The sequence below is a fragment of the Citrobacter sp. C13 genome, assembly GCF_014596815.2.
Classification (GTDB): domain Bacteria; phylum Pseudomonadota; class Gammaproteobacteria; order Enterobacterales; family Enterobacteriaceae; genus Citrobacter; species Citrobacter portucalensis.
In genome coordinates, this window is record NZ_CP115024.1 from 4,746,721 (window position 1) to 4,768,001 (window position 21,281).

Below are 21,281 nucleotides of genomic sequence, written 5' to 3' on the forward strand. Positions count from 1 at the left end.
TTACTCCATTATTCACGCCAGAAGGTAGGGGTAAAGAGCACCAGCAGAGTAAAGACCTCCAGACGACCAAACAGCATATTGGCAATCAGGATCCACTTCGCCACAGGGTTCATACTGGCAAAGTTGTCAGCGACAACCCCCAGTCCAGGCCCCAGGTTATTCAACGTTGCCACTACGGAGGCAAACGCGGAGAAGTCATCAACACCGGTCGCAATAATCGCCAGCATACTGATAATAAAGACCAGCGCATAGGCAGAGAAGAATCCCCATACGGCTTCAAGAATTCGCTCCGGCAACGCACGGTTACCCAGTTTGATACTGTAAACCGCATTCGGATGGACCAGTCGTTTCAATTCGCGGTTACCCTGCTTAAACAGCAGCAGGATACGAATCACCTTCAAGCCACCGCCCGTCGACCCGGCACAGCCGCCGATAAAAGCAGAACACAGCAACAGCACTGGCAGGAACAAGGGCCAGCGGGCAATACTGTCCGTGGTAAATCCGGCGGTCGTCGCCATCGATACCACCTGGAAAAAGGCCTGGTTGATCGTCGTGAGCGCCGAGCCATAGGTATTGTGTATCCATAGCACCAACGTACAGACTGCCACCAGCGTCAACTGCACGCCGATAAACATGCGGAATTCTGGATCCCGCCAGTAGACCTTCAGACTACGCCCACTTAATAAAGAGAAGTGCAGACCATAGTTACAACCGGAGATCAGCAAGAAGATAGCAATGATAGTGTTAATCGTGGGACTGTCGAAATACCCCACACTGGCATCGTGTGTGGAAAAACCACCGATGGCGATTGTGGCAAAACTGTGCCCAATGGCGTCAAACGCGGGCATCCCGGCAAACCATAGCGCCAGCGCGCACGCCACCGTCAGCAATACATAGATTAGCCACAGCGTTTTCGCCGTTTCGGCAATACGCGGGCGCATTTTATTATCTTTCAGCGGCCCCGGCATTTCTGCACGATAGAGCTGCATCCCACCAACGCCAAGAATAGGCAGGATAGCCACCGCCAGCACGATGATCCCCATCCCGCCGAACCATTGCAGCATCTGGCGATAAAAGAGAATCGCGTGTGGCAATGAATCCAGCCCCACCAGCGTCGTCGCACCTGTAGTGGTTAATCCGGAAAAGGATTCAAAAAAAGCGTCGGTTATCGTCAGGTTAGGGCTTTCCGCAAAAATGAACGGTAGCGCACCCACACTGCCCAGAACGGTCCAGAACAAAACGACAATCAGAAATCCTTCGCGCGATTTCAGTTCACCCTTCTCTTTACGGTTTGGCCACCACAGCATGGAGCCGATCGCCAGAGCAACGAAGAAAGTTTGGGTGAATGCACGCCCTGCCCCATCGCGGTAGATGAGCGCTACCAGTCCGGGGATAATCATTGTCCCCGAGAATAAGATGACCAGTAGTCCAACGATTCGGGTGATGGCGCGAAAATGCATCTCTGCCGCTTCCTTAGTTCTTTAAAATGAGGTGGGGATTATTCTTCAATCGCTAACAATTGCAATGAACCACGACTAAAATCCGCCAGTTTTGCCGAAAACTCATCCACTTTGGCAAAAGGAAGCGCCACCCTGAGCCGAACAAAAGCCTGGTAATCACTGGCAACGACTTTACCGTCAAACTGCCCCAGCAAGGCTTCAATGCCTGCCAGCTGACCGTACTCACACTGCAAAGTATATTCGGTTAATGGCGTCTTGCGCTGTGTCGTTAACTGGCGCAACGCCTGATTCACACCGCCACCGTAGGCTTTTACCAACCCTCCAGTACCGAGAAGGATACCGCCGTAGTAGCGCACGACTACAGCGGTAATCTCGCCGACGCCGCTCCCCATCAGCTGCGCGAGCATCGGTTTACCTGCCGTACCCGCCGGTTCGCCATCGTCTGAAAATCCCAGTTGCTGCGAGTCATTGGGCGCACCCGCCACCCACGCCACACAATGGTGGCGGGCGTCAGGGTGTTCCGCTTTGACTGACTCAACAAACGCCTTTGCCGCTTCTACGCCGTCCGTATGGGCGAGCAGCGTAATGAAGCGGCTTTTTTTGATCTCTTCAACGACGCTGACCGGCGCCGCAGGGATTAACCAACTGTCCATTACGCCAGTTTCAAATCCCGCGTCATGTTTTCGATATTGTTCTCGTGGACCACCACGTTGTCTTCAATACGAATACCGCCGAACGGTTTCAGAGCTTCAATTTTCTGCCAGTTGAAGTGTTTGCTGAACTGCCCTTCACGCCACGGCGCCAGCAGAGATTCAATGAAGTAGATGCCCGGTTCGATGGTCAGAACCATGCCCGGTTGCAGTACGCGGGTGCAACGCAGGTAAGGATACTTCGACGGCGCAGCCAGATGAGTACCGCTGTCATCCTGCATAAAGCCTGCGACATCATGTACCTGCAGACCCAGCGGGTGGCCAATACCGTGCGGCATAAACGGCCCGGTAAGATCGTTTTCCACCATCGCCTCTTCACTCATATCAGTGATGATTTGATGCTTACGCAGCAGCTTCGCGATGCGCTGATGGAACTGAATGTGATAATCCACGTAGCTGGTGCCTGCTTTCATGGTGGCAATCAGCGCCAGCTCTTCGTCGTTAACGTCTTTCACCAGATGCGCATAGTCATTGTCGCTTTTCGCCGACCAGGTACGCGTCAGATCTGCCGCATAACCGTTGTATTCCGCACCAGCGTCGAGCAGGAAGCTGCGGATTTCAGACGGTGCCTGATGATCCAGCTTGGTGTAATGAAGCACCGAAGCATGCTCGTTAAGCGCCACGATGTTGCTGTATGGCACGTCGGTGTCGCGGTGACCGGTGGCAGTCAGATAAGCGAGGTTGATGTCAAACTCGCTCATTCCGGAACGGAACGCTTCTTCTGCGGCACGGTGTCCATTTACCGCCATTTTCTGCGCTTCGCGCATACAGGCCAGTTCGTAATCAGTTTTATAAGCACGGTAATAATGCAGGTAGTCGATCACCCCTTTCGGGTTGATGTTGCTGGCCGCGATGTCCAGTTGCAGTGCACGTTCAGGAACCGGGCCGATGTAACCGATATTGCCGCGAGCAGCAGGCAGTTGGCTACCGATACCATCTGCTTTCGGCAGCGCGATGATCTCAATTTCTTCCGTCCAGAAGGAAGTAGGCAGCGGCTCAACGTTGTGCCAGTAATCAACCGGCAAGTAGAACCACAGTTTCGGCTTGTTTACGCCATCCACCAGCAACCAGCAGTTAGGAACCTGCGTGACAGGCACCCAGGCTTTGAATTGCGGATTGACCTTAAACGGGTACGGATGATCGTCGAGAAAGACGTTAACAAGTTCGCCTGAGTGAATAAGTAACGCATCCAGCTTGAAGCGCTCCAGCGCGTCGCGCGTCCGTTCCTGTAAGGTAACGATATGATTTTTATAGAGTGCGGCCAGCGATTCCATTTTCTATCCTTCTGTTTTTTGACCTCAAGTCTCCGCATCTTAGCACATCGCTTTGTGAGTGCGTGATTTCTGCCGAGCGTGATCGAATCGTCATTTCTTTAATCATTCATTTGCATTTTATTAACATAAAACACACACTTCGATTCATCTGGTATGACCAGATCACCTTGCGGATTCAGGAGACTGACATGCTTTACAAAGGCGACACCCTGTACCTCGACTGGCTGGAAGATGGCATCGCCGAACTGGTGTTCGATGCCCCTGGTTCGGTCAATAAACTCGACACGGCAACCGTTGCCAGCCTGGGCCATGCGCTTGATGTGCTGGAAAAACAACCGAATTTAAAAGGGCTGCTGCTGCGTTCTAACAAAGCAGCCTTTATTGTTGGTGCCGATATCACCGAATTCCTTTCACTGTTCCTCGTGCCTGAAGAACAACTGAGCCAGTGGCTGCATTTTGCCAACAGCGTCTTTAATCGCCTCGAAGATCTGCCTGTTCCGACCCTGTCAGCGGTAAACGGCTACGCGCTGGGTGGCGGCTGCGAGTGTGTTCTGGCAACCGATTATCGTCTGGCAACGCCGGACCTGCGCATTGGCCTGCCGGAAACCAAGCTGGGCATTATGCCGGGCTTTGGCGGCTCCGTGCGTATGCCACGTATGCTGGGTGCGGACAGCGCGCTGGAAATTATTGCGGCAGGTAAGGATGTTGGTGCTGAGCAGGCGCTAAAAATCGGCCTGGTCGATGGCGTAGTGAAGCAAGACAAACTGCTTGATGGCGCGATCGCGGTATTACGTCAGGCGATTAACGGCGACCTCGACTGGAAAGCCAAACGTCAGCCGAAACTGGAGCCGTTGAAACTCAGCAAAATTGAAGCGGCGATGAGCTTTACCATTGCTAAAGGCATGGTAGCGCAGACGGCTGGTAAACATTACCCCGCACCGATTACCGCGGTAAAAACCATTGAAGCAGCAGCCCGTTTTGGTCGTGAAGAAGCGCTGAATCTGGAAAATAAAAGCTTTGTTCCACTGGCGCACACCAGTGAAGCCCGCGCGCTGGTAGGGATCTTCCTTAACGATCAGTTCGTGAAAGCCAAAGCCAAAAAGCTCACCAAAAATATTGAAGCACCGAAGCAAGCCGCGGTGCTGGGCGCGGGCATTATGGGCGGCGGCATCGCTTACCAGTCAGCCTGGAAAGGCGTGCCGGTTGTCATGAAAGATATCAACGACAAATCATTAACGCTGGGCATGACCGAAGCGGCCAAGCTGCTGAACAAACAGCTTGAGCGCGGCAAAATTGACGGTCTGAAAATGGCGGGCGTGATTTCCACTATTCATCCAACCCTCGACTATAGCGGTTTTGAGCGTGTGGACGTGGTGGTTGAAGCGGTCGTGGAAAACCCGAAAGTGAAAAAAGCGGTACTGGCGGAAACCGAAGATCAGGTACGCCCGGGCACCGTACTGGCGTCGAATACCTCTACCATCCCAATCAACGAGCTGGCCAGCGCGCTCAAGCGCCCGGAAAACTTCTGTGGAATGCACTTCTTTAACCCAGTACACCGCATGCCACTGGTTGAGATCATTCGCGGCGAGAAAAGCTCGGATGAAACCATCGCCAAAGTTGTCGCCTGGGCAAGCCAGATGGGCAAAACGCCAATTGTGGTCAACGACTGCCCTGGTTTCTTCGTGAACCGCGTGCTGTTCCCGTATTTTGCCGGTTTCAGCCAGCTGCTGCGCGATGGGGCGGATTTCCGCAAAATCGACAAAGTCATGGAAAAACAGTTTGGCTGGCCGATGGGCCCGGCTTATCTGCTGGACGTGGTGGGAATTGATACCGCGCATCACGCGCAGGCAGTGATGTCCGCAGGCTTCCCTCAGCGTATGCAGAAAGATTATCGCGACGCGATAGACGCCCTGTTTGATGCGAACCGTTTCGGACAGAAAAACGGTCTTGGATTCTGGCGTTATAAAGAAGACAACAAGGGCAAGCCGAAGAAAGAAGAGGATGCCACCGTTGACGATCTGCTGGCAGAAGTCAGCCAGCCGAAACGCGACTTCAGCGATGAAGAGATTATCGCCCGCATGATGATCCCAATGGTCAACGAAGTGGTGCGTTGTCTGGAAGAAGGCATTATCGCCAGCCCGGCAGAAGCCGATATGGCGCTGGTTTATGGCCTGGGCTTCCCTCCGTTCCATGGTGGCGCGTTCCGCTGGTTGGATACGCTCGGCAGCGCGAAGTATCTCGATATGGCCCAGCAGTATCAGCACCTCGGAGCACTGTATGAAGTTCCGGCTGGTCTGCGTGATAAGGCGCGCCATAACGAACCGTATTATCCCCAGGTTGAGCCTGCCCGCCCGGTTGGCAGCCTGAAAACGGCTTAAGGAGTCACAATGGAACAGGTTGTAATTGTTGATGCGATCCGTACCCCGATGGGCCGTTCGAAAGGGGGAGCGTTTCGTAACGTGCGGGCAGAAGATCTCTCCGCACACTTAATGCGTAGCCTGCTGGCGCGAAATCCTGCGCTGGAGCCATCCGCGCTTGATGATATTTACTGGGGCTGCGTGCAGCAAACGCTGGAGCAGGGTTTCAACATCGCCCGTAACGCCGCGCTGCTGGCGGAAGTTCCGCACTCCGTTCCGGCCGTCACGGTCAACCGCTTGTGCGGTTCATCAATGCAGGCGCTGCACGACGCGGCACGTATGATCATGACCGGCGATGCTCAGGCGTGCCTGATTGGCGGCGTGGAACATATGGGCCATGTGCCAATGAGTCACGGCGTTGATTTCCATCCGGGCATGAGCCGCAACGTGGCAAAAGCCGCGGGAATGATGGGTCTGACTGCGGAAATGCTCTCTCGCATGCACGGCATCAGCCGTGAAATGCAGGACGCTTTCGCCGCACGTTCACATGCTCGTGCCTGGGCTGCAACACAGTCTGGCGCATTTAAAAACGAAATCATCCCGACCGGTGGCCATGATGCCGACGGCGTGCTGAAGCAGTTTAACTACGATGAGGTTATCCGCCCAGAGACAACCGTTGAAGCGCTCTCCACCCTGCGCCCGGCGTTCGATCCGGTTAGCGGAACGGTCACTGCCGGTACCTCCTCCGCGCTCTCCGACGGCGCAGCAGCGATGCTGGTCATGAGCGAAAGCCGCGCCCGTGAGCTGGGTCTGACGCCGCGTGCCCGAATCCGTTCGATGGCTGTTGTTGGCTGTGACCCGTCAATTATGGGTTATGGTCCGGTTCCGGCCTCAAAACTGGCGCTGAAAAAAGCGGGACTCTCCACCAGCGATATCGGTTTGTTTGAGATGAACGAAGCCTTTGCCGCTCAGATCCTGCCGTGCATTAAAGATCTGGGGCTGATGGAGCAGATCGATGAGAAGATCAACCTCAACGGCGGGGCGATCGCTTTGGGTCATCCGCTGGGTTGCTCCGGGGCGCGTATCAGCACCACCTTGCTCAATCTGATGGAACGCAAAGACGTACAGTTTGGCCTGGCGACGATGTGTATCGGGTTAGGCCAGGGCATCGCGACGGTATTTGAGCGAGTTTAATCAAAGCATGTGACTTATTGTAGGCCGGGCAAGCGAAGCGCCCCCGGCGACTATGCCGGATGGCGACGCTGATGCGTCTTATCCGGCCTACAACACAAATGCCATTGTATAACAATTTAGTTGCCGTTCTTCCCGCCTGTCAGGGGCGGGTTTTTTTATTTCCCTGAACTACCTCGCACCACTAACTGCACCGGCAACAGCAGATTCTCTTCCTGATTTTCTTCCAGCAATAAACGCAGCGCTTCACGCCCCAATTGTTGTTTATCAACCGCAATAGTAGTGAGTGGTGGATGTGACCAGGCCGCAGCATCGATATCATCAAACCCCACCAGCGCGAGATCTTCCGGGATGCGTATCCCCTGCTGTGCGCACACCCGTTGAACAACCAGCGCTGCCGCATCGTTATAGGCAAAAATAGCGTCGGGCGGCTCCGGCAATCTGAGTAGCTCATTTACCGCCTCAACAAGAGATTGATCAGTATCCAACAGCGGCGGCGCAACGGCTTCATACTCTGGCGGCATCAGCAAACGGGCCTCATACAATGCCTGACGGTAGCCCTTCTCGCGCTGACGGATGCTGTAGTGCGCAAGCGTGCTGGCAAGAAAAGCAATACGGCTGCGACCTTGTGCAATCAAATGTTGCGTGGCCAGATACCCACCCTGAGTGTTATCCGGGTTCACGCAAGGCAAGCCCGGCGCCCAGAGATCCACCAGCACCAACGGCAGCTTCATCTGTTGCAGCAAGCCAAGTAATTCAGGCTCAAAAAATCCGGCACAGATCAGTGCATCAGGCTGGTGCAGCAGCACCTGCTCACTCACTGCATCGCCTGGACCAATGGAGAGAAAGCTCAGCGCAATACCATGGTCACGACAGTTATCTTCTATCCCCAGCAGTAGTTGAGAATAAAACGGCAATGCCCGGCTGATATTGTGCTGGCGGTGAAGCAAAAACAGGACGCGTTTGATCTTGTCAGTATGCAGACGGGAAAAATCATAACCCTGCTGCTGCGCCACAGAAATAATGCGCAGCCGGGTGTCTTCACGTAGCCCCGGCTGCCCTTTTAGGGCGCGGGAAACTGCGCCAACTGAAACACCACAAGCTTCAGCAATATCTCTGATACGTACAGGTTTCGTCATTTCACTCTCATTGATTCTACTATGGCTTATTGTGCCCCCAGCCAGGCCGCACCGCGTACGCCGCTGCTGTCGCCGTGACGGGCCCGAACAATCGGTGTGCGGCACTGCTTACCAAATACGTACTGCGCCACTCGCGCCTGTAAACCCGAATACAGTAAATCGATATTGGATACCCCGCCCCCTAGCACGATAACATCGGGATCGAGCGTATTCACCACGCCCGCCAACGCACGCGCCAGTTGATCGCAATAGCGTTTCCATACAAAGCAGGCATCCGCATCACCCGATTCTACCTGTTGCATAATTTGTGGCACACCCACATGCTGCGCGGTGTGATTCAGGTACTGGCGTTCCAGACCGCTGCCGGAAATAAAGCTCTCAATACAGTTCAACTGTCCGCAATAGCATGTCACTCCAGCCCCGTCCTGAGATTCGTGGTAGCGCGGCAATGCATTATGCCCCCACTCTCCTGCGCAGGCGTTAGGTCCAGAGATCAAGCGGTTATCGATGCATAGTCCACCGCCGCAACCGGTACCGAGGATCACGCCAAATACCACGCTATGCCCGTGTCCGCTACCGTCCATCGCTTCCGACAAGGTAAAGCAGTTGGCATCATTAGTAACAGGCACGGGCATTCCTAACGCTCGCTCAAGGTCTTGCGCAAAGGCCTGTTGATTGAGCACCAGGATGTTGGAGTTCTTAATTAACCCCTCGCTATCCACCGCGCCAGGCACCCCAATGCCAACCGATAAAGGCTGATTAACGGCCAGTCTGGCCTTAGCAATCATCTCCGTCACGGCCTGGAAAAAATCACCGTAACTCTGCTTTGGTGTCGCGCATCGCTCGCGGTAAACAATTACACCCGCGTTATCAATCACCACCGCTTCGATTTTAGTCCCGCCAATATCCAGTCCGAGCCTCATGGTTTTCCTCGTTTGCGCCTCGCAATTTGATTGTGTCTAGTTTGCCAATTTTGTTTACTAAACAAAAAGAGACCTGTCACAAAAGCTAAGTTTTGTGATTAATAGATAGGAAAAATATGTTTACTAAAAAACGTGGTAAAAAAGAGAAACAACGAGATCGGGCTTGCACCCTGTTAGAAGAAGTAAGGTTGGTGATGAATGCGCCGGAAGGACTCCGGCGCACAGCGCTTAAATGAACGCGAAAGCGTCGCCAAACAGGCGATCTTCACGCGCACTGCGTTCATTACAGAACAGATCGCGCGCGATTTTGGCCATTTCGAAACGACCAGCGATGTAGATATCATGCTCCGCCAGGGTACCGTAATCCTGTAATACTGCCGTTAACACGGTTCCCGTACGACCACGCCAGCCGTCTTCAGGCTGTTCCACCACTGGCTCAACGCGCAAATTCGGGTGATTCACTGACAGCGCTTCCAGCTCGGAGAGATCGTAGAGATGCTTCTCTTCGCGCCCGCCCCAGTAAATGGTGATATCGCGATTTGGATTGCGCGCCAGCGCGGTAAGCAGAATGGAACGCACGTAAGAGAACCCTGTACCACCGGCAATCAGGATCAGCGGGCGCTCGTCTTCATCACGCAGCCAGGCTTCGCCATGCGGAATGTCGACCTTGATCTCCCGGTCTTTCAGAATACGGTCCATCACGGCCATGGCATAAAGATTTAGCTCAGAGGCGCCAACGTGCAGCTCAATGAATCCTTGCTCGTCCGGCGTTGATGCCATGGAGAACGGACGCTTATCCCTTTCGTCCATCACGACCATTAAATACTGGCCAGCACGAAAGGAAAACGCCGCGTCTGGCACTAAACGAACGCGATATACGGTGTCAGTGATAGCTTCTACCGAGGTCACTTTACAGCTTAAGGTTGTCATGCGCTCTCTCTGTCGGATCAATAGGCAAAACGATCGCGCCTCAGGCGCTTTTGCCGTCATTAAAGATGGCCAGTTCATCCCAAATTGCGTCAATGCGCGCAGTCACTTCAGGATCTTTTTTAATCGGACGTCCCCATTCACGTTGGGTTTCGCCCGGCCATTTATTTGTGGCATCCAGCCCCATTTTTGAACCAAGGCCGGAAACCGGCGAGGCAAAGTCCAGGTAATCAATTGGCGTATTCTCTACCAGTACCGTATCCCGGGCCGGATCCATACGGGTAGTAATTGCCCAAATCACATCATTCCAGTCACGTGCGTTGACGTCATCATCGCAAACAATAACAAATTTGGTGTACATAAACTGACGCAAAAACGACCAAACACCCATCATGACGCGTTTGGCATGGCCAGCGTACTGTTTTTTCATCGTCACGACGGCCAGGCGATATGAACAGCCTTCCGGAGGTAGATAAAAATCGACGATTTCCGGGAACTGCTTTTGCAGAATCGGCACGAAGACTTCGTTCAGCGCCACGCCGAGCACCGCGGGTTCATCTGGCGGGCGTCCGGTATAGGTAGAGTGATAAATTGCATCTTCACGCTGGGTAATGTGCGTGACGGTAAAGACCGGGAAGCTATCTACTTCGTTGTAGTAGCCGGTATGATCGCCATACGGCCCTTCCGGAGCCAGCTCGCCCGGTTCAATGTACCCTTCCAGCACGATTTCTGCACTGGCAGGCACTTCCAGGTCGTTGGAAATACATTTAACTACTTCGGTCTTGGTTCCGCGCAACAGCCCGGCAAATGCGTACTCGGATAATGTATCAGGAACCGGCGTCACGGCCCCCAGAATGGTCGCAGGATCGGCTCCTAACGCCACTGAAACCGGGAAACGTTCACCAGGATGCGCCGCGCACCACTCCTGATAATCAAGCGCACCGCCGCGATGGGACAACCAGCGCATAATGAGCTTGTTTTTGCCAATCAGCTGCTGACGATAGATGCCCAGATTCTGCCGCTCTTTATGCGGACCACGCGTTACGGTGAGCCCCCAGGTAATCAGCGGCGCGGCATCTTCCGGCCAGCAGGTCATAATCGGAATGCGGTTTAAATCAACGTCATCGCCCGAGTAGATTTTTTGCTGACAAGGTGCACCGCGCAACCGCTTAGTCGGCATGTTCAACACCTGCTTAAACTGCGGCAGCTTATCAAACAGATCGCGGAATCCTTTCGGTGGCTCTGGCTCTTTCAAAAACGCCAACAGTTTACCGACTTCTCGTAGCGCCGAGACATCTTCTTGTCCCATCCCCATCGCAACACGTTTTGGTGTGCCAAACAGGTTACACAGCACCGGCATTGAATAGCCTTTCGGATTCTCAAACAGCAACGCAGGCCCACCGGCACGCAGGGTGCGATCGGCAATTTCAGTAATTTCCAGGTGGGGATCCACCTCAAGCGAAATGCGTTTGAGCTCGCCCTGCTGTTCAAGCAGCGTCAGGAAGTCGCGTAAATCGTGATATTTCATGGCGTCCATTGTGGCCTCTTCGTAAGCGCTTCATTATACGGCGTTCATCATTGTGATGCTGTATTTTTGTTAAATTAGCGTGAACTCTGGCGATACATATAAGCCCCGGGCGTATATACCCATTGGGTTTCAGCCTGCGTTGAGGCGGGTATAATTAACTTAACGCATGGCTTTTGCTATGCTGGCGCTCAGAACAAGCGGATAAGAGTTATTATGCAATCCTGGTATTTACTGTACTGCAAACGTGGGCAACTTCAGCGAGCCCAGGAACACCTGGAAAGACAGGCGGTGAACTGTCTGACGCCTATGATCACCCTGGAAAAAATAGTGCGCGGTAAACGTACCACAGTCAGTGAACCACTATTCCCTAATTACATGTTTGTCGAGTTCGACCCGGAAGTGATCCACACCACCACTATCAATGCCACGCGTGGTGTCAGCCATTTCGTCCGTTTTGGCGCGACGCCTGCGACCGTCCCTTCTCCCGTTATTCACCAGCTTTCTATCTACAAGCCTGAAGGAATTGTTGACCCGCAAACTCCTCAGCCAGGGGACAGCGTGATTATTACTGAAGGGGCGTTTGAGGGGCTAAAAGCGATCTTCACCGAACCGGATGGCGAAGCGCGTTCCATGCTACTGCTTAACCTGTTGAATAAAGAGGTTAAGCAGAGCGTGAAAAATACCGGCTTTCGAAAAATTTAAGCCGTTTAGAAGGTCACTTCGAACAGCGTTCTGACGTTAGCATCAATGGTTGCTGACAGCCATTGAGGATCTTCTCCGCGCCAGTGGGCAATACGCTCAAGAATATGTGGCAGGTGCGCCGGTTCATTGCGCCGTGACGTCGGTTTAGGCGTTAAGTCGCGAGGAAGTAGGTAAGGCGCATCAGTTTCGATCAGTAGTCTTTCTACCGGAATAAACGGCAGCAGTTCCCGCAGTTCCATCCCCCGACGCTCATCACAGACCCAGCCGGTAATACCAATATAAAGCCCTCGGTCCACACAGTCCTGCATCTCCTGCCGCGTTCCGGTAAAACAGTGCAGCACCGCGCCCGGGAGGCTATCCAGCCACGGCTCCAGCAACGTCAGAAAACGCTCATGGGCGTCCCGACAATGCATGAAAATCGGCATCTGCAGTTCAGCAGCAATGCGCAGCTGCGCCTCAAAAGCACGTTCCTGCTCCTGCGGCGTGGAGAAATTTCGATTGAAATCCAGACCGCACTCGCCAATAGCGACCACCTCAGACTGGTTTGCCAGCGCGATAATCTCGTCTTCCGTTGAGGATTGCCATTGGCTACTGTCATGCGGGTGCACGCCAGCCGTGGACCAGCAATGTGGATAATGTTGCGCCAACTTCAGCGCCTGCTGGCTTTCGTGCAGGTTTGTTCCGGTCAGAAGCATACCGTTTACGCCCGCAGCAAAGGCGCGCGCCACAACATCATCCCTGTCTTTCGCAAATTGTGAACTGGTTAAATTAACGCCAATATCAAACATGCTACCTCCCATATGACAACCGCCCTGACGGGCGGTTGAATTTACTCTTCTGTTTTCTCGGTGGCTTCGGCTTCTTTTGCTTCTTCAGCCTCGTTGTCCTCATCTCGCGTACGTCGCTTACCGACATAGAAACGAGAGAAGAAAACGCCCACTTCAAACAGACAGTACATCGGTATCGCCAACAACGTTTGCGAGAAGACATCTGGCGGGGTCAGTAGCATCCCGACGACAAATGCGCCCACCACAACGTAAGGGCGTTTCTTGCGTAAATCATCAGGCGTCGTAATGCCCATCCAGCATAGCAGCACGATGGCGACCGGAACCTCAAAAGAGACACCGAAAGCCATAAACAGCGCCATTACGAAACTGAGATAGCTGGCAATGTCCGTCGATACCTGCACGCCTTGCGGAGCCGTGTTGGCCAGAAAACCAAACGCCAACGGAAAGACGACAAAATAGGCGAATGCCATGCCGATGTAGAACAACAACGAACTGGAAACCAGCAGCGGCACAACCAGTCGACGTTCATGTTTATACAAAGCAGGCGCAATAAATGCCCACACCTGGTAGAGGATCACTGGCGCTGACAGGATCAGCGACACCATGAAGGTCAACTTTATTGGGGTAAAGAACGGCGAGGCCACATCGGTGGCGATCATCGTTGCACCCTGCGGCATCTGTTTAATCAGCGGCGCCGCAACCATATGGTAAATGTCGTTGGCAAAGTAAACCAACGCCAGAAAGATCACGATAACCGCAATAATGCAGTTCAGGAGTCGCTTACGCAGCTCGATAAGATGCGTAATGAGCGGTTGGGTATCTTCTACAGCCATGTTTACGGTTTATCACTCGACGAGGGGGAGGATTCGACAACAGGTGCGGCAGCTTTCTTTTCTGCATCCATCAACGTGGCGGAAGTGTTTTCCGTCTGCTCTGGCGTTTTAGCACCCGCGGATTCCGGTTTTTGCTCCGGCGAACTGGCCTGGTTTTCAGCGGCGGCAGGGGTGACCCCTTCTCGCTGCGCTTCACCGTCTTTCACCACCGGATTATGGATAGTGTGCGCTTCATCGCTCGCTTTCTCAGGATCGTGCACGCTGTAAGAACGCTTCATCGATTCCGCCGCTTCACGCAGCTCATCCATTGACGCTTTCAGCTCCGGGGTCAGATTTGTCAGGCTCGCTTTCTCTACTTTCTTCAGGCTGTCCTGAAACTCCTGAAGCTTAAGCTCCTGGGTCAGTTCATTCTGAACAGTAGTTGCAAGGGAACGCAAAGCGCGAACCCAGCCAGCAACCGTTTTTACCGCTACAGGTAATCGTTGCGGCCCCAGAACAATGAGGCCGATCACGAACACCAATAACAGTTCGCTAAAACCGATATCAAACACGGATTATACCTGCTCTTTATCTTGGCTTTTGGCGTCTTCCTTTTTCACTTCACCCTGCTTATCGGTGATGGATTTAGCAGTAAAATCAGCGTCCTGGCTGGTTTTATCTTGTTTAGGCTCATCATCACCCATCGCTTTTTTGAAGCCTTTGATCGACGCGCCAAGATCGGAACCGATGGAGCCGAGTTTCTTGGTGCCAAATAGCAGTACAACGATGACGGCAATGATCAACAACTGCCAAATACTGATACCACCCATACATGTTCCTCTGTCATAGATGATGAATTAATAAGGCCGTAGTATACGTTACACGACCTGCCTTGGGCGATGAAAAATTCAGCGCATTTTGCGCCAGCCGATCAACCAGGCTATGACGCCTCCCGCCATTAACCAGCCCGGCATAAGCCCCCACTCAGGGCGGCTTACCAGCAGGAATGTTCCACTTAGCAACAATGTTGCGCCAATGCCCAATAAATAACGGGATTGTCCCTGGCGTACATGATTCGCGTGAAGCTCGCGGGCAATCTTATCAACACTGTGCTGTAAATATTTGCCCTGGCGCAAACTGTCATACACCAGTTCAGGTATTTCTGGCATTTTTTCGACCCAGAACGGTGCTTTTTCTTTAAATGCCCTAACGAGCGCCGGAATACCGACCTGATCTTTAATCCAGGATTCGAGGAATGGCTTAGCCGTTTTCCACAAATCTAACTGCGGGTAGAGTTGTCGTCCGACACCTTCTACGTACAGCAGCGTCTTCTGGAGCAATACCAGTTGAGGCTGAACTTCCATATTGAAGCGGCGCGCAGTGTTGAACAGATTCAGCAGCACGTGACCAAAGGAAATCTCCGCCAGCGGTTTTTCAAAAATCGGCTCGCACACGGTACGAATGGCAAATTCAAACTCTTCTACGTTGGTATCCGGCGGAACCCAACCAGAATCCACGTGCAGTTCAGCAACTTTGCGGTAATCGCGGTTAAAGAACGCAATGAAGTTTTCAGCCAGGTAACGCTTATCTTCTTTGTTTAAAGAGCCCACAATCCCACAATCAATACCAATGTATTTCGGGTTTTCAGGGTGCTCATAACTGACAAAAATGTTCCCGGGGTGCATATCCGCATGGAAAAAGCTGTCGCGGAATACCTGAGTAAAGAAGACCTGAACACCACGCTCGGCCAACAATTTCATATTGGTGCCGTTCTTCTCAAGCGTGGTGACATCTGAAACCGGGATGCCGTAAATGCGCTCCATCACCATCATGTTCTGACTGCAATAGTCAGAATACACTTCCGGGATGTACAGCATCGGACTATCTTCAAAATTACGTCGTAGCTGAATGGCGTTCGCCGATTCGCGCAGCAGATTCAGTTCATCGATCAACGTTTTTTCATATTCACGGACGACTTCTGTTGGTCGCAGGCGACGCCCATCTGGCAGCAGACGAGGAACCCAACGAGCCAGGCGGTAGATCAGTTTTAAATCCGCTTTGATGACCGGAAGTATGTCCGGGCGAATAACTTTGATCACCACCTCTTTGCCATTCGATTTCAACCGCGCAGTGTGGACCTGAGCAACAGACGCAGATGCCAGCGGCGTGATCTCAAAATCATCAAACCATTCCTCGACGGGCAGCCCGCCCATAGCCTCTTCGATTTGTTTTTTCGCTCTAAGCCCATCGAACGGGGCAACCCGATCCTGCAATAGCGCAAGCTGATCGGCGATGTGCGGAGGGAAAAGGTCACGACGGGTAGAGAGCATTTGCCCAAACTTGATCCACACCGGGCCGAGTTCCTGTAAAGCCAGTCTCAGCCTTTCTCCCAGCGGTTTATCTTTATGTCGGTTGGGCATCCAGAACAACGAGTAACGCCACAACCGAAGCGGCAGCGTGATTCGCATTTTGGGGATGAGTTCATCAAGACCGTAGCTTAAAAAAGTGCGAATGATGAAATAAAGGCGCCGTACTTCACCTGGCGTCATTTGGCCTCCAGTTTTTCCAGCCGTTTGGCCAGAGATTCAACCGCGCGCTCAACGGCTGCCGTTTCTTCAGCAAACCATGCAACCTCTAGTGGACCAGGTGCCATGCGCCACTCTTCGGTGATCGCTTCGGCGACATAGCGCTGCTGGCGCTGAAAGTTATGGCACAGGAACTTCGCTCCACCACGCAAGACTTTGCTGACCCCTTCTGCGACGATATCGCCGGTATAGGGTGCTAACAGTTCTGCAGGATCCAACTCCGCCAGATCGGCCAGCGCAACAAAGTTCTGTACTACCTGGATATCGCCCTGGACTTCCAGTTCACCGCTGCGGATAAGCGTGGTGAGTTGCTGTCGGTCACGCAATTTCGGTAACACACTGGCATATGTGATTACGGTGCAATCGGCTTCGCCTTCCCATGCCCCCAGCACATCGACCTGGCGCTCGCTAAACACCAGGACTAACGGTGTTGAAAATCCTTTGAGATCAACACGCAGCACCTTCCCTTGTAAACGCGTTCTGGCTGACTTCAGCGCAGGAGAACGGTACAGAAAGGTGTTGAGCAGATTTTCAACGCCTGCGGTTACTAAGGGTTTTAAAGGCATCCCCACTCTCCTGTCAGAACTTGTAACCACGATGCAGCGCAACGACACCTGCTGTCAGGTTGTAGTAATCAACGCTTTCGAACCCGGCATCTTGCATCATTGCTTTTAAGGTGTCCTGATCGGGATGCATACGGATGGACTCCGCCAAATAACGGTAGCTGTCCGCATCGCTTGCTACCATTGAACCTATGCGCGGCAGAACATGGAAAGAGTATGCGTCGTAGGCTTTGCTCAACGGTTCGATGATGGGTTTGGAGAATTCCAGCACCAGTAGACGTCCGCCCGGCTTCAATACGCGGTACATGGAGCGCAATGCTTTGTCTTTATCCGTTACGTTGCGCAGACCGAAAGAGATGGTGATGCAGTCAAACGTGTTGTCAGGGAAAGGTAATGCTTCCGCATTCGCCTGAACGTACTCAACGTTACCCACCACGCCAATATTACGCAGCTTTTCGCGACCCATTTTGAGCATTGAGTCATTGATATCCGCCAGCACAACTTTGCCGGTTTCACCAACCATGCGAGAGAATTTCGCCGTCAGATCGCCGGTACCGCCTGCTAAATCGAGAACGGTTTGCCCGCGACGCACGCCACTGCAATCAATGGTGAAGCGCTTCCACAAACGATGAATGCCAAATGACATTAAGTCATTCATAACGTCATATTTAGACGCCACAGAATGAAAAACGTGGGCCACCATGTCAGCTTTCTGCTCTTTAGCGACGGTCTGAAAGCCAAAGTGCGTCGTTTCTTGTGAATTATCCACCATCTCAGTGCCTGCTCATCCAAAAAATGTTCGAGAAGTGTAACAGATTGGGCCAATTTGCCCTACCCTTCTACCGGGTTCAACTACCCCAAATGGACTAGTTTGATTGCTGATTTATCGCTTCATCCTCGGGGTAAGACGCATCTTGTTGCGTCTCAGGGACCGAGCGCAAGCGGTATTCTTCATCCTGTGTAGTAGCTTGTTCAGCCAGCTCAGGATTAATCTCGCGCTTAATTTCCACGCCTAAACTACGAAACGCTTCTGCCTGCGACAGGACGTTTCCACGACCGGAAGAGAGTTTTTTCATCGCCTGTCGGTAGTTGTCCTGGGCTTTGTCCAGGCTTTGGCCTATTGCCGACATATCATCCACAAACAACCGCATCTTGTCATAAAGTTTGCTGGCCCGATCGGCAATTTGTTGCGCATTACGACTCTGATGCTCGTAGCGCCACAGGTTGGCGATCGTGCGCAATGCCACCAACAGCGTGGTAGGACTCACCAGCATAATGTTATTTCTAAGCGCTTCGGTAATCAGTTCGGGCTGTCTGTCGAGCGCCAGCAAAAAAGCGGGCTCAACGGGGATAAACATCAACACATAGTCAAGCGTACGCAGCCCAGGAAGCTGCTGATAATCTTTGCGACCCAGTAGTCGAATATGGTTGCGCACCGAGGCGATGTGCTCCTGCAATGCACTTTCGCGGGTGTATTCATCTTCTGCGTTAAAATAGCGCTCATAGGCGACCAGCGTCATTTTCGCATCGATCACCACATCTTTACCCTGCGGTAGCCGAACGATGACATCAGGCTGCATTCGCGAACGGCCGTCGTTTTCGATGCTAACCTGGGTTTCATATTCATAACCTTCACGCAGACCAGAGGCTTCGAGTACCCGCGTGAGTACGACCTCTCCCCAGTTACCCTGCGTTTTGTTATCGCCTTTTAATGCCCGCGTCAGGTTTACCGCTTCCTGCGCCATCTGCGCATTCAGTTGCTGGAGATTACGAATTTCGTGTGCCAGGGTATGGCGTTCTTGCGCCTCTTTACCAAAGCTATCCTGAACCTGGCGACGAAAACCGTCCAGTTGTTCACGAAGCGGCGCAAGCAGGCTGTTCAGACTTTGGCGATTTTGCTCATCAACACGGCGGTTGCTGTGCTCAAAAATACGATTCGCCAGATTTTCAAACTGTTCGCTCAGACGCTGTTCGCTGTTGATCATCTGGCGGATTTTATCTTCCGCATGCTGTTGGGTTGCTTCCAGCCGGGTAGTGACTTCACGGAGATCGGCTTCCAGAGAGGTGTTGATACTGTTCAGACTGCGTAATTCGTTATTGAGTAGTTCGCACTCATCGCGCCAGTGAGCTTCCTGCGAGAGCTGCTGGCGAGCGGCGCTTAGCGCAATATCCAGTTCACGTCGCTCTTCGATGAGGTCGGCACGGATTTGATCGGCGCGTGCTTTTGTCGCCAGCCACCCTACCAGTAGCCCTGCGGCTAACGCCAACACGGCACTCATCATAATTGAAATATCCACAACGCCCCCTTACAGCAACGACTTACCCGCACAAAATAGAATTGTGCTGTATAAACGTCCAGTTTAAAAGGAATTTCCTGCGAGGCACTACGCAAAATAAAAAGGCCGAACGCGTCGGCCTTTTTGAATAGAAGGGGGAATTACAGTAAACGACGCGCGGCTTCAACCACGATTTTCACCGCGTGACTTTCCGTTTGTTTCATCGTTTCCGCATTAGGGATCTCTTGCTGAGTACGGTTCACGATAACACCTGCGACCATACCGGCACGCAGACCCTGGCTTGCGCACATGGTCAGCAGCGTAGCAGATTCCATTTCGTAGTTCATGACGCCCATAGACTGCCACTCTTCCATTGAGCCTTTGAAACGGCTCACGACGCGACCAGAGAAGGTGTCATAACGCTCCTGGCCCGGGTAGAAGGTGTCAGAAGACGCGGTGACCCCCACGTGAGTGGTGGCGCCGATAGATTTCGCCGCTTCCACCAGCGCGGTGGTGCACTCGAAGTCCGCAACGGCCGGGAATTCCATTGGTGCGAAGTGCAGGCTTGCGCCGTCCAGACGAACAGATGCAGTGGTAACCAGTACATCACCTACGTTGATATGCGGCTGGATAGCGCCAGTCGTACCGATACGCAGGAAGGTACGAATGCCCAGCTGTGCCAGTTCTTCTACGGCAATAGAGGTGGACGGGCCGCCGATACCGGTAGAACAAACGATCACGGCTTTACCATCCAGCTCAGCACGCCAGGTAGTGAACTCGCGATGAGATGCCAGCTTAACCGGCTTATCCATCAGCGCGGCGATCTTTTCCACACGCTCCGGGTCGCCAGGGACGATAGCAAGCGTAGCCCCTTGTAAATCGTTCTTAGTGAGGCCGAGATGAAAAACATCAGACTTAGACATAAAAACTCCTCTGTGAATCGGTTTTGTCAGAAGAAGCAAAAACACACTTTACCGAAGGCATAAACATATTTTCGTGACAGTCATCACTATGATGTAAATCAATTGCATTCAATTACCATCAAAAAGTGATTAATGTCACATAAATGATGTGATGTAAGGAAGCCCTGCACAAAAGATAGCCCGTTTAAGGCAATGTGGTTCGTTGCATGTGTCTATAGTTAACAATGCGCTTTTTTGCTGAATATTTAAGGGTACGGAGAATACCATGACAACACGACAATCTGGCTTTGCACCTGCTGTATCTCCACCGACGTCTACCACGGTTCACACCCCGGATAATGCAATTATCGCCGGTGTAACGTCCATACCTTCACAAGGCGATGATATGCCAGCGTATCACGCACGACCAAAACAGACTGATGGCCTGCTGCCCGTAGTCATTGTCGTGCAGGAGATTTTTGGTATTCATGAGCACATTCGTGACGTTTGCCGTCGTTTGGCTCTGGAAGGGTATCTGGCTATCGCACCAGAACTCTATTTTCGCGAAGGCGATCCCAATGACTTTGCCGATATCCCTACGCTGCTTAGTGGCCTTGTCGCCAAAGTGCCTGACTCTCAGGTACTGGCCGATCTGGACCACGTCGCCAGCTGGGCCTCCCGCAACGGAGGAGATGCGCACCAGTTGATGATCACCGGATTTTGCTGGGGTGGGCGCATCACCTGGCTGTATGCCGCACATAATCCGCAGTTAAAAGCGGCCGTGGCGTGGTATGGCAAACTGGTGGGTGATAAAACCCTCAACTCGCCAAAACATCCCGTTGATATCGCAACCGATCTTAACGCCCCCGTTTTGGGGCTTTATGGCGGCCAGGACACCAGCATTCCGCAAGATACCGTTGAAACAATGCGCCAGGCACTACGCGCCGCCAATGCTAAAGCGGAAATCGTGGTCTATCCCGATGCCGGACATGCGTTCAACGCCGATTATCGCCCGAGCTATCACGAAGAGTCCGCGAAAGACGGTTGGCAGAGAATGCTGGAGTGGTTCGTGCAATACGGTGGGAAGAAATAAACGTTAATTGCCCGGTGGCAGCGACGCCTGACCGGGCCTACAACTATTGCG

At 52.8% G+C, this 21,281-nt stretch carries 20 protein-coding genes; 4 read left to right on the top strand and 16 right to left on the bottom strand.

Features of this window, described 5'->3' with window-relative positions; all coding sequences use genetic code 11:
• Positions 1–8: 8 nt before the first annotated feature.
• From trkH to pepQ, 3 genes are read right to left on the bottom strand one after another with little or no spacing between them, the layout of a single operon-like run.
• Positions 9–1,460, bottom strand: a complete 1,452-nt coding sequence (gene trkH, locus IB222_RS22675; RefSeq protein ID WP_003017848.1) for a Trk system potassium transporter TrkH — start codon at positions 1,458–1,460, stop codon at positions 9–11.
• 38 nt (positions 1,461–1,498) lie between these two features.
• A complete protein-coding gene (locus tag IB222_RS22680) occupies positions 1,499–2,113 on the bottom strand; it encodes an IMPACT family protein (protein ID WP_003017851.1) in 615 nt (204 codons plus the stop codon).
• On the bottom strand, positions 2,113–3,444 hold the full coding sequence (gene pepQ, locus IB222_RS22685) for a Xaa-Pro dipeptidase (protein ID WP_032950648.1): 1,332 nt from the start codon (positions 3,442–3,444) through the stop codon (positions 2,113–2,115). The genes IB222_RS22680 and pepQ overlap by 1 nt, the downstream gene beginning before the upstream one ends.
• A 188-nt stretch (positions 3,445–3,632) precedes the next feature.
• Here pepQ and fadB point away from each other — a divergent pair, with 188 nt between their 5' ends.
• Together fadB and fadA are read left to right on the top strand one after the other, a co-directional pair.
• The gene (gene fadB / locus IB222_RS22690) at positions 3,633–5,822 is read left to right on the top strand and encodes a fatty acid oxidation complex subunit alpha FadB (RefSeq protein ID WP_126319667.1); all 2,190 of its coding nucleotides are present in this window, start codon (positions 3,633–3,635) and stop codon (positions 5,820–5,822) included.
• A 9-nt stretch (positions 5,823–5,831) separates the two neighbouring features.
• Positions 5,832–6,995, top strand: a complete 1,164-nt coding sequence (fadA, locus tag IB222_RS22695) for an acetyl-CoA C-acyltransferase FadA (protein WP_003828895.1) — start codon at positions 5,832–5,834, stop codon at positions 6,993–6,995.
• A gap of 155 nt (positions 6,996–7,150) precedes the next feature.
• Here fadA and IB222_RS22700 read toward each other — a convergent pair whose 3' ends face one another.
• The 4 genes from IB222_RS22700 to ubiD all read right to left on the bottom strand — a co-directional run bounded on the left by IB222_RS22700 (position 7,151) and on the right by ubiD (position 11,518).
• Positions 7,151–8,131, bottom strand: a complete 981-nt coding sequence (locus IB222_RS22700; protein ID WP_149384961.1) for a LacI family DNA-binding transcriptional regulator — start codon at positions 8,129–8,131, stop codon at positions 7,151–7,153.
• A 26-nt stretch (positions 8,132–8,157) separates the two neighbouring features.
• Positions 8,158–9,054 (bottom strand): ROK family protein, encoded by an 897-nt coding sequence (locus IB222_RS22705; protein WP_148362622.1) that lies wholly within the window; start codon positions 9,052–9,054, stop codon positions 8,158–8,160.
• A 228-nt stretch (positions 9,055–9,282) separates the two neighbouring features.
• Complete coding sequence (gene fre, locus IB222_RS22710) at positions 9,283–9,984, bottom strand: NAD(P)H-flavin reductase (protein ID WP_003828903.1); 702 nt, start codon at positions 9,982–9,984, stop codon at positions 9,283–9,285.
• Between the two features lie 40 nt (positions 9,985–10,024).
• Entirely contained in the window at positions 10,025–11,518 is a 1,494-nt protein-coding gene (gene ubiD / locus IB222_RS22715) for a 4-hydroxy-3-polyprenylbenzoate decarboxylase (RefSeq protein ID WP_003828905.1), read from the bottom strand.
• Positions 11,519–11,722: 204 nt separating this feature from the next.
• Between ubiD and rfaH the strand changes: the two genes are divergently transcribed.
• Positions 11,723–12,211, top strand: a complete 489-nt coding sequence (gene rfaH / locus IB222_RS22720) for a transcription/translation regulatory transformer protein RfaH (protein ID WP_003017881.1) — start codon at positions 11,723–11,725, stop codon at positions 12,209–12,211.
• Positions 12,212–12,216: 5 nt separating this feature from the next.
• Here rfaH and tatD read toward each other — a convergent pair whose 3' ends face one another.
• The 9 genes from tatD to udp form a co-directional block, all read right to left on the bottom strand.
• Positions 12,217–12,999: a 3'-5' ssDNA/RNA exonuclease TatD gene (tatD, locus tag IB222_RS22725; protein WP_003841237.1), complete on the bottom strand. Its 783-nt coding sequence runs from the start codon at positions 12,997–12,999 to the stop codon at positions 12,217–12,219.
• A gap of 41 nt (positions 13,000–13,040) precedes the next feature.
• Positions 13,041–13,832, bottom strand: a complete 792-nt coding sequence (gene tatC / locus IB222_RS22730) for a Sec-independent protein translocase subunit TatC (protein WP_016155142.1) — start codon at positions 13,830–13,832, stop codon at positions 13,041–13,043.
• A gap of 2 nt (positions 13,833–13,834) precedes the next feature.
• Complete coding sequence (gene tatB / locus IB222_RS22735; RefSeq protein ID WP_003828913.1) at positions 13,835–14,383, bottom strand: Sec-independent protein translocase protein TatB; 549 nt, start codon at positions 14,381–14,383, stop codon at positions 13,835–13,837.
• Positions 14,384–14,386: 3 nt separating this feature from the next.
• Positions 14,387–14,641: a Sec-independent protein translocase subunit TatA gene (gene tatA / locus IB222_RS22740; protein WP_003017888.1), complete on the bottom strand. Its 255-nt coding sequence runs from the start codon at positions 14,639–14,641 to the stop codon at positions 14,387–14,389.
• A gap of 78 nt (positions 14,642–14,719) precedes the next feature.
• Positions 14,720–16,360 (bottom strand): ubiquinone biosynthesis regulatory protein kinase UbiB, encoded by a 1,641-nt coding sequence (ubiB, locus tag IB222_RS22745; RefSeq protein WP_003828916.1) that lies wholly within the window; start codon positions 16,358–16,360, stop codon positions 14,720–14,722.
• The gene (gene ubiJ, locus IB222_RS22750; protein ID WP_003828918.1) at positions 16,357–16,962 is read right to left on the bottom strand and encodes a ubiquinone biosynthesis protein UbiJ; all 606 of its coding nucleotides are present in this window, start codon (positions 16,960–16,962) and stop codon (positions 16,357–16,359) included. Before ubiJ ends, ubiB begins: the two co-directional genes overlap by 4 nt.
• Positions 16,963–16,975: 13 nt before the next feature.
• Positions 16,976–17,731, bottom strand: a complete 756-nt coding sequence (gene ubiE, locus IB222_RS22755) for a bifunctional demethylmenaquinone methyltransferase/2-methoxy-6-polyprenyl-1,4-benzoquinol methylase UbiE (protein WP_003017897.1) — start codon at positions 17,729–17,731, stop codon at positions 16,976–16,978.
• A gap of 94 nt (positions 17,732–17,825) precedes the next feature.
• Positions 17,826–19,256 (bottom strand): DNA recombination protein RmuC, encoded by a 1,431-nt coding sequence (gene rmuC / locus IB222_RS22760; RefSeq protein WP_149384960.1) that lies wholly within the window; start codon positions 19,254–19,256, stop codon positions 17,826–17,828.
• 140 nt (positions 19,257–19,396) lie between these two features.
• A complete protein-coding gene (gene udp, locus IB222_RS22765; RefSeq protein ID WP_003828923.1) occupies positions 19,397–20,158 on the bottom strand; it encodes a uridine phosphorylase in 762 nt (253 codons plus the stop codon).
• Between the two features lie 265 nt (positions 20,159–20,423).
• On the opposite strand from udp, the gene IB222_RS22770 reads away from it, so the two are divergent.
• Positions 20,424–21,230, top strand: a complete 807-nt coding sequence (locus IB222_RS22770) for a dienelactone hydrolase family protein (protein WP_003828924.1) — start codon at positions 20,424–20,426, stop codon at positions 21,228–21,230.
• Positions 21,231–21,281: the final 51 nt, after the last annotated feature.

Bases quoted from the DNA above. Each gene is read 5' to 3' on its own strand.
- trkH (WP_003017848.1), bottom strand. From the start codon at position 1,460: ATGCATTTTCGCGCCATCACCCGAATCGTTGGACTACTGGTCATCTTA.
- IB222_RS22680 (WP_003017851.1), bottom strand. From the start codon at position 2,113: ATGGACAGTTGGTTAATCCCTGCGGCGCCGGTCAGCGTCGTTGAAGAG.
- pepQ (WP_032950648.1), bottom strand. From the start codon at position 3,444: ATGGAATCGCTGGCCGCACTCTATAAAAATCATATCGTTACCTTACAG.
- fadB (WP_126319667.1), top strand. From the start codon at position 3,633: ATGCTTTACAAAGGCGACACCCTGTACCTCGACTGGCTGGAAGATGGC.
- fadA (WP_003828895.1), top strand. From the start codon at position 5,832: ATGGAACAGGTTGTAATTGTTGATGCGATCCGTACCCCGATGGGCCGT.
- IB222_RS22700 (WP_149384961.1), bottom strand. From the start codon at position 8,131: ATGACGAAACCTGTACGTATCAGAGATATTGCTGAAGCTTGTGGTGTT.
- IB222_RS22705 (WP_148362622.1), bottom strand. From the start codon at position 9,054: ATGAGGCTCGGACTGGATATTGGCGGGACTAAAATCGAAGCGGTGGTG.
- fre (WP_003828903.1), bottom strand. From the start codon at position 9,984: ATGACAACCTTAAGCTGTAAAGTGACCTCGGTAGAAGCTATCACTGAC.
- ubiD (WP_003828905.1), bottom strand. From the start codon at position 11,518: ATGGACGCCATGAAATATCACGATTTACGCGACTTCCTGACGCTGCTT.
- rfaH (WP_003017881.1), top strand. From the start codon at position 11,723: ATGCAATCCTGGTATTTACTGTACTGCAAACGTGGGCAACTTCAGCGA.
- tatD (WP_003841237.1), bottom strand. From the start codon at position 12,999: ATGTTTGATATTGGCGTTAATTTAACCAGTTCACAATTTGCGAAAGAC.
- tatC (WP_016155142.1), bottom strand. From the start codon at position 13,832: ATGGCTGTAGAAGATACCCAACCGCTCATTACGCATCTTATCGAGCTG.
- tatA (WP_003017888.1), bottom strand. From the start codon at position 14,641: ATGGGTGGTATCAGTATTTGGCAGTTGTTGATCATTGCCGTCATCGTT.
- ubiB (WP_003828916.1), bottom strand. From the start codon at position 16,360: ATGACGCCAGGTGAAGTACGGCGCCTTTATTTCATCATTCGCACTTTT.
- ubiJ (WP_003828918.1), bottom strand. From the start codon at position 16,962: ATGCCTTTAAAACCCTTAGTAACCGCAGGCGTTGAAAATCTGCTCAAC.
- ubiE (WP_003017897.1), bottom strand. From the start codon at position 17,731: ATGGTGGATAATTCACAAGAAACGACGCACTTTGGCTTTCAGACCGTC.
- udp (WP_003828923.1), bottom strand. From the start codon at position 20,158: ATGTCTAAGTCTGATGTTTTTCATCTCGGCCTCACTAAGAACGATTTA.
- IB222_RS22770 (WP_003828924.1), top strand. From the start codon at position 20,424: ATGACAACACGACAATCTGGCTTTGCACCTGCTGTATCTCCACCGACG.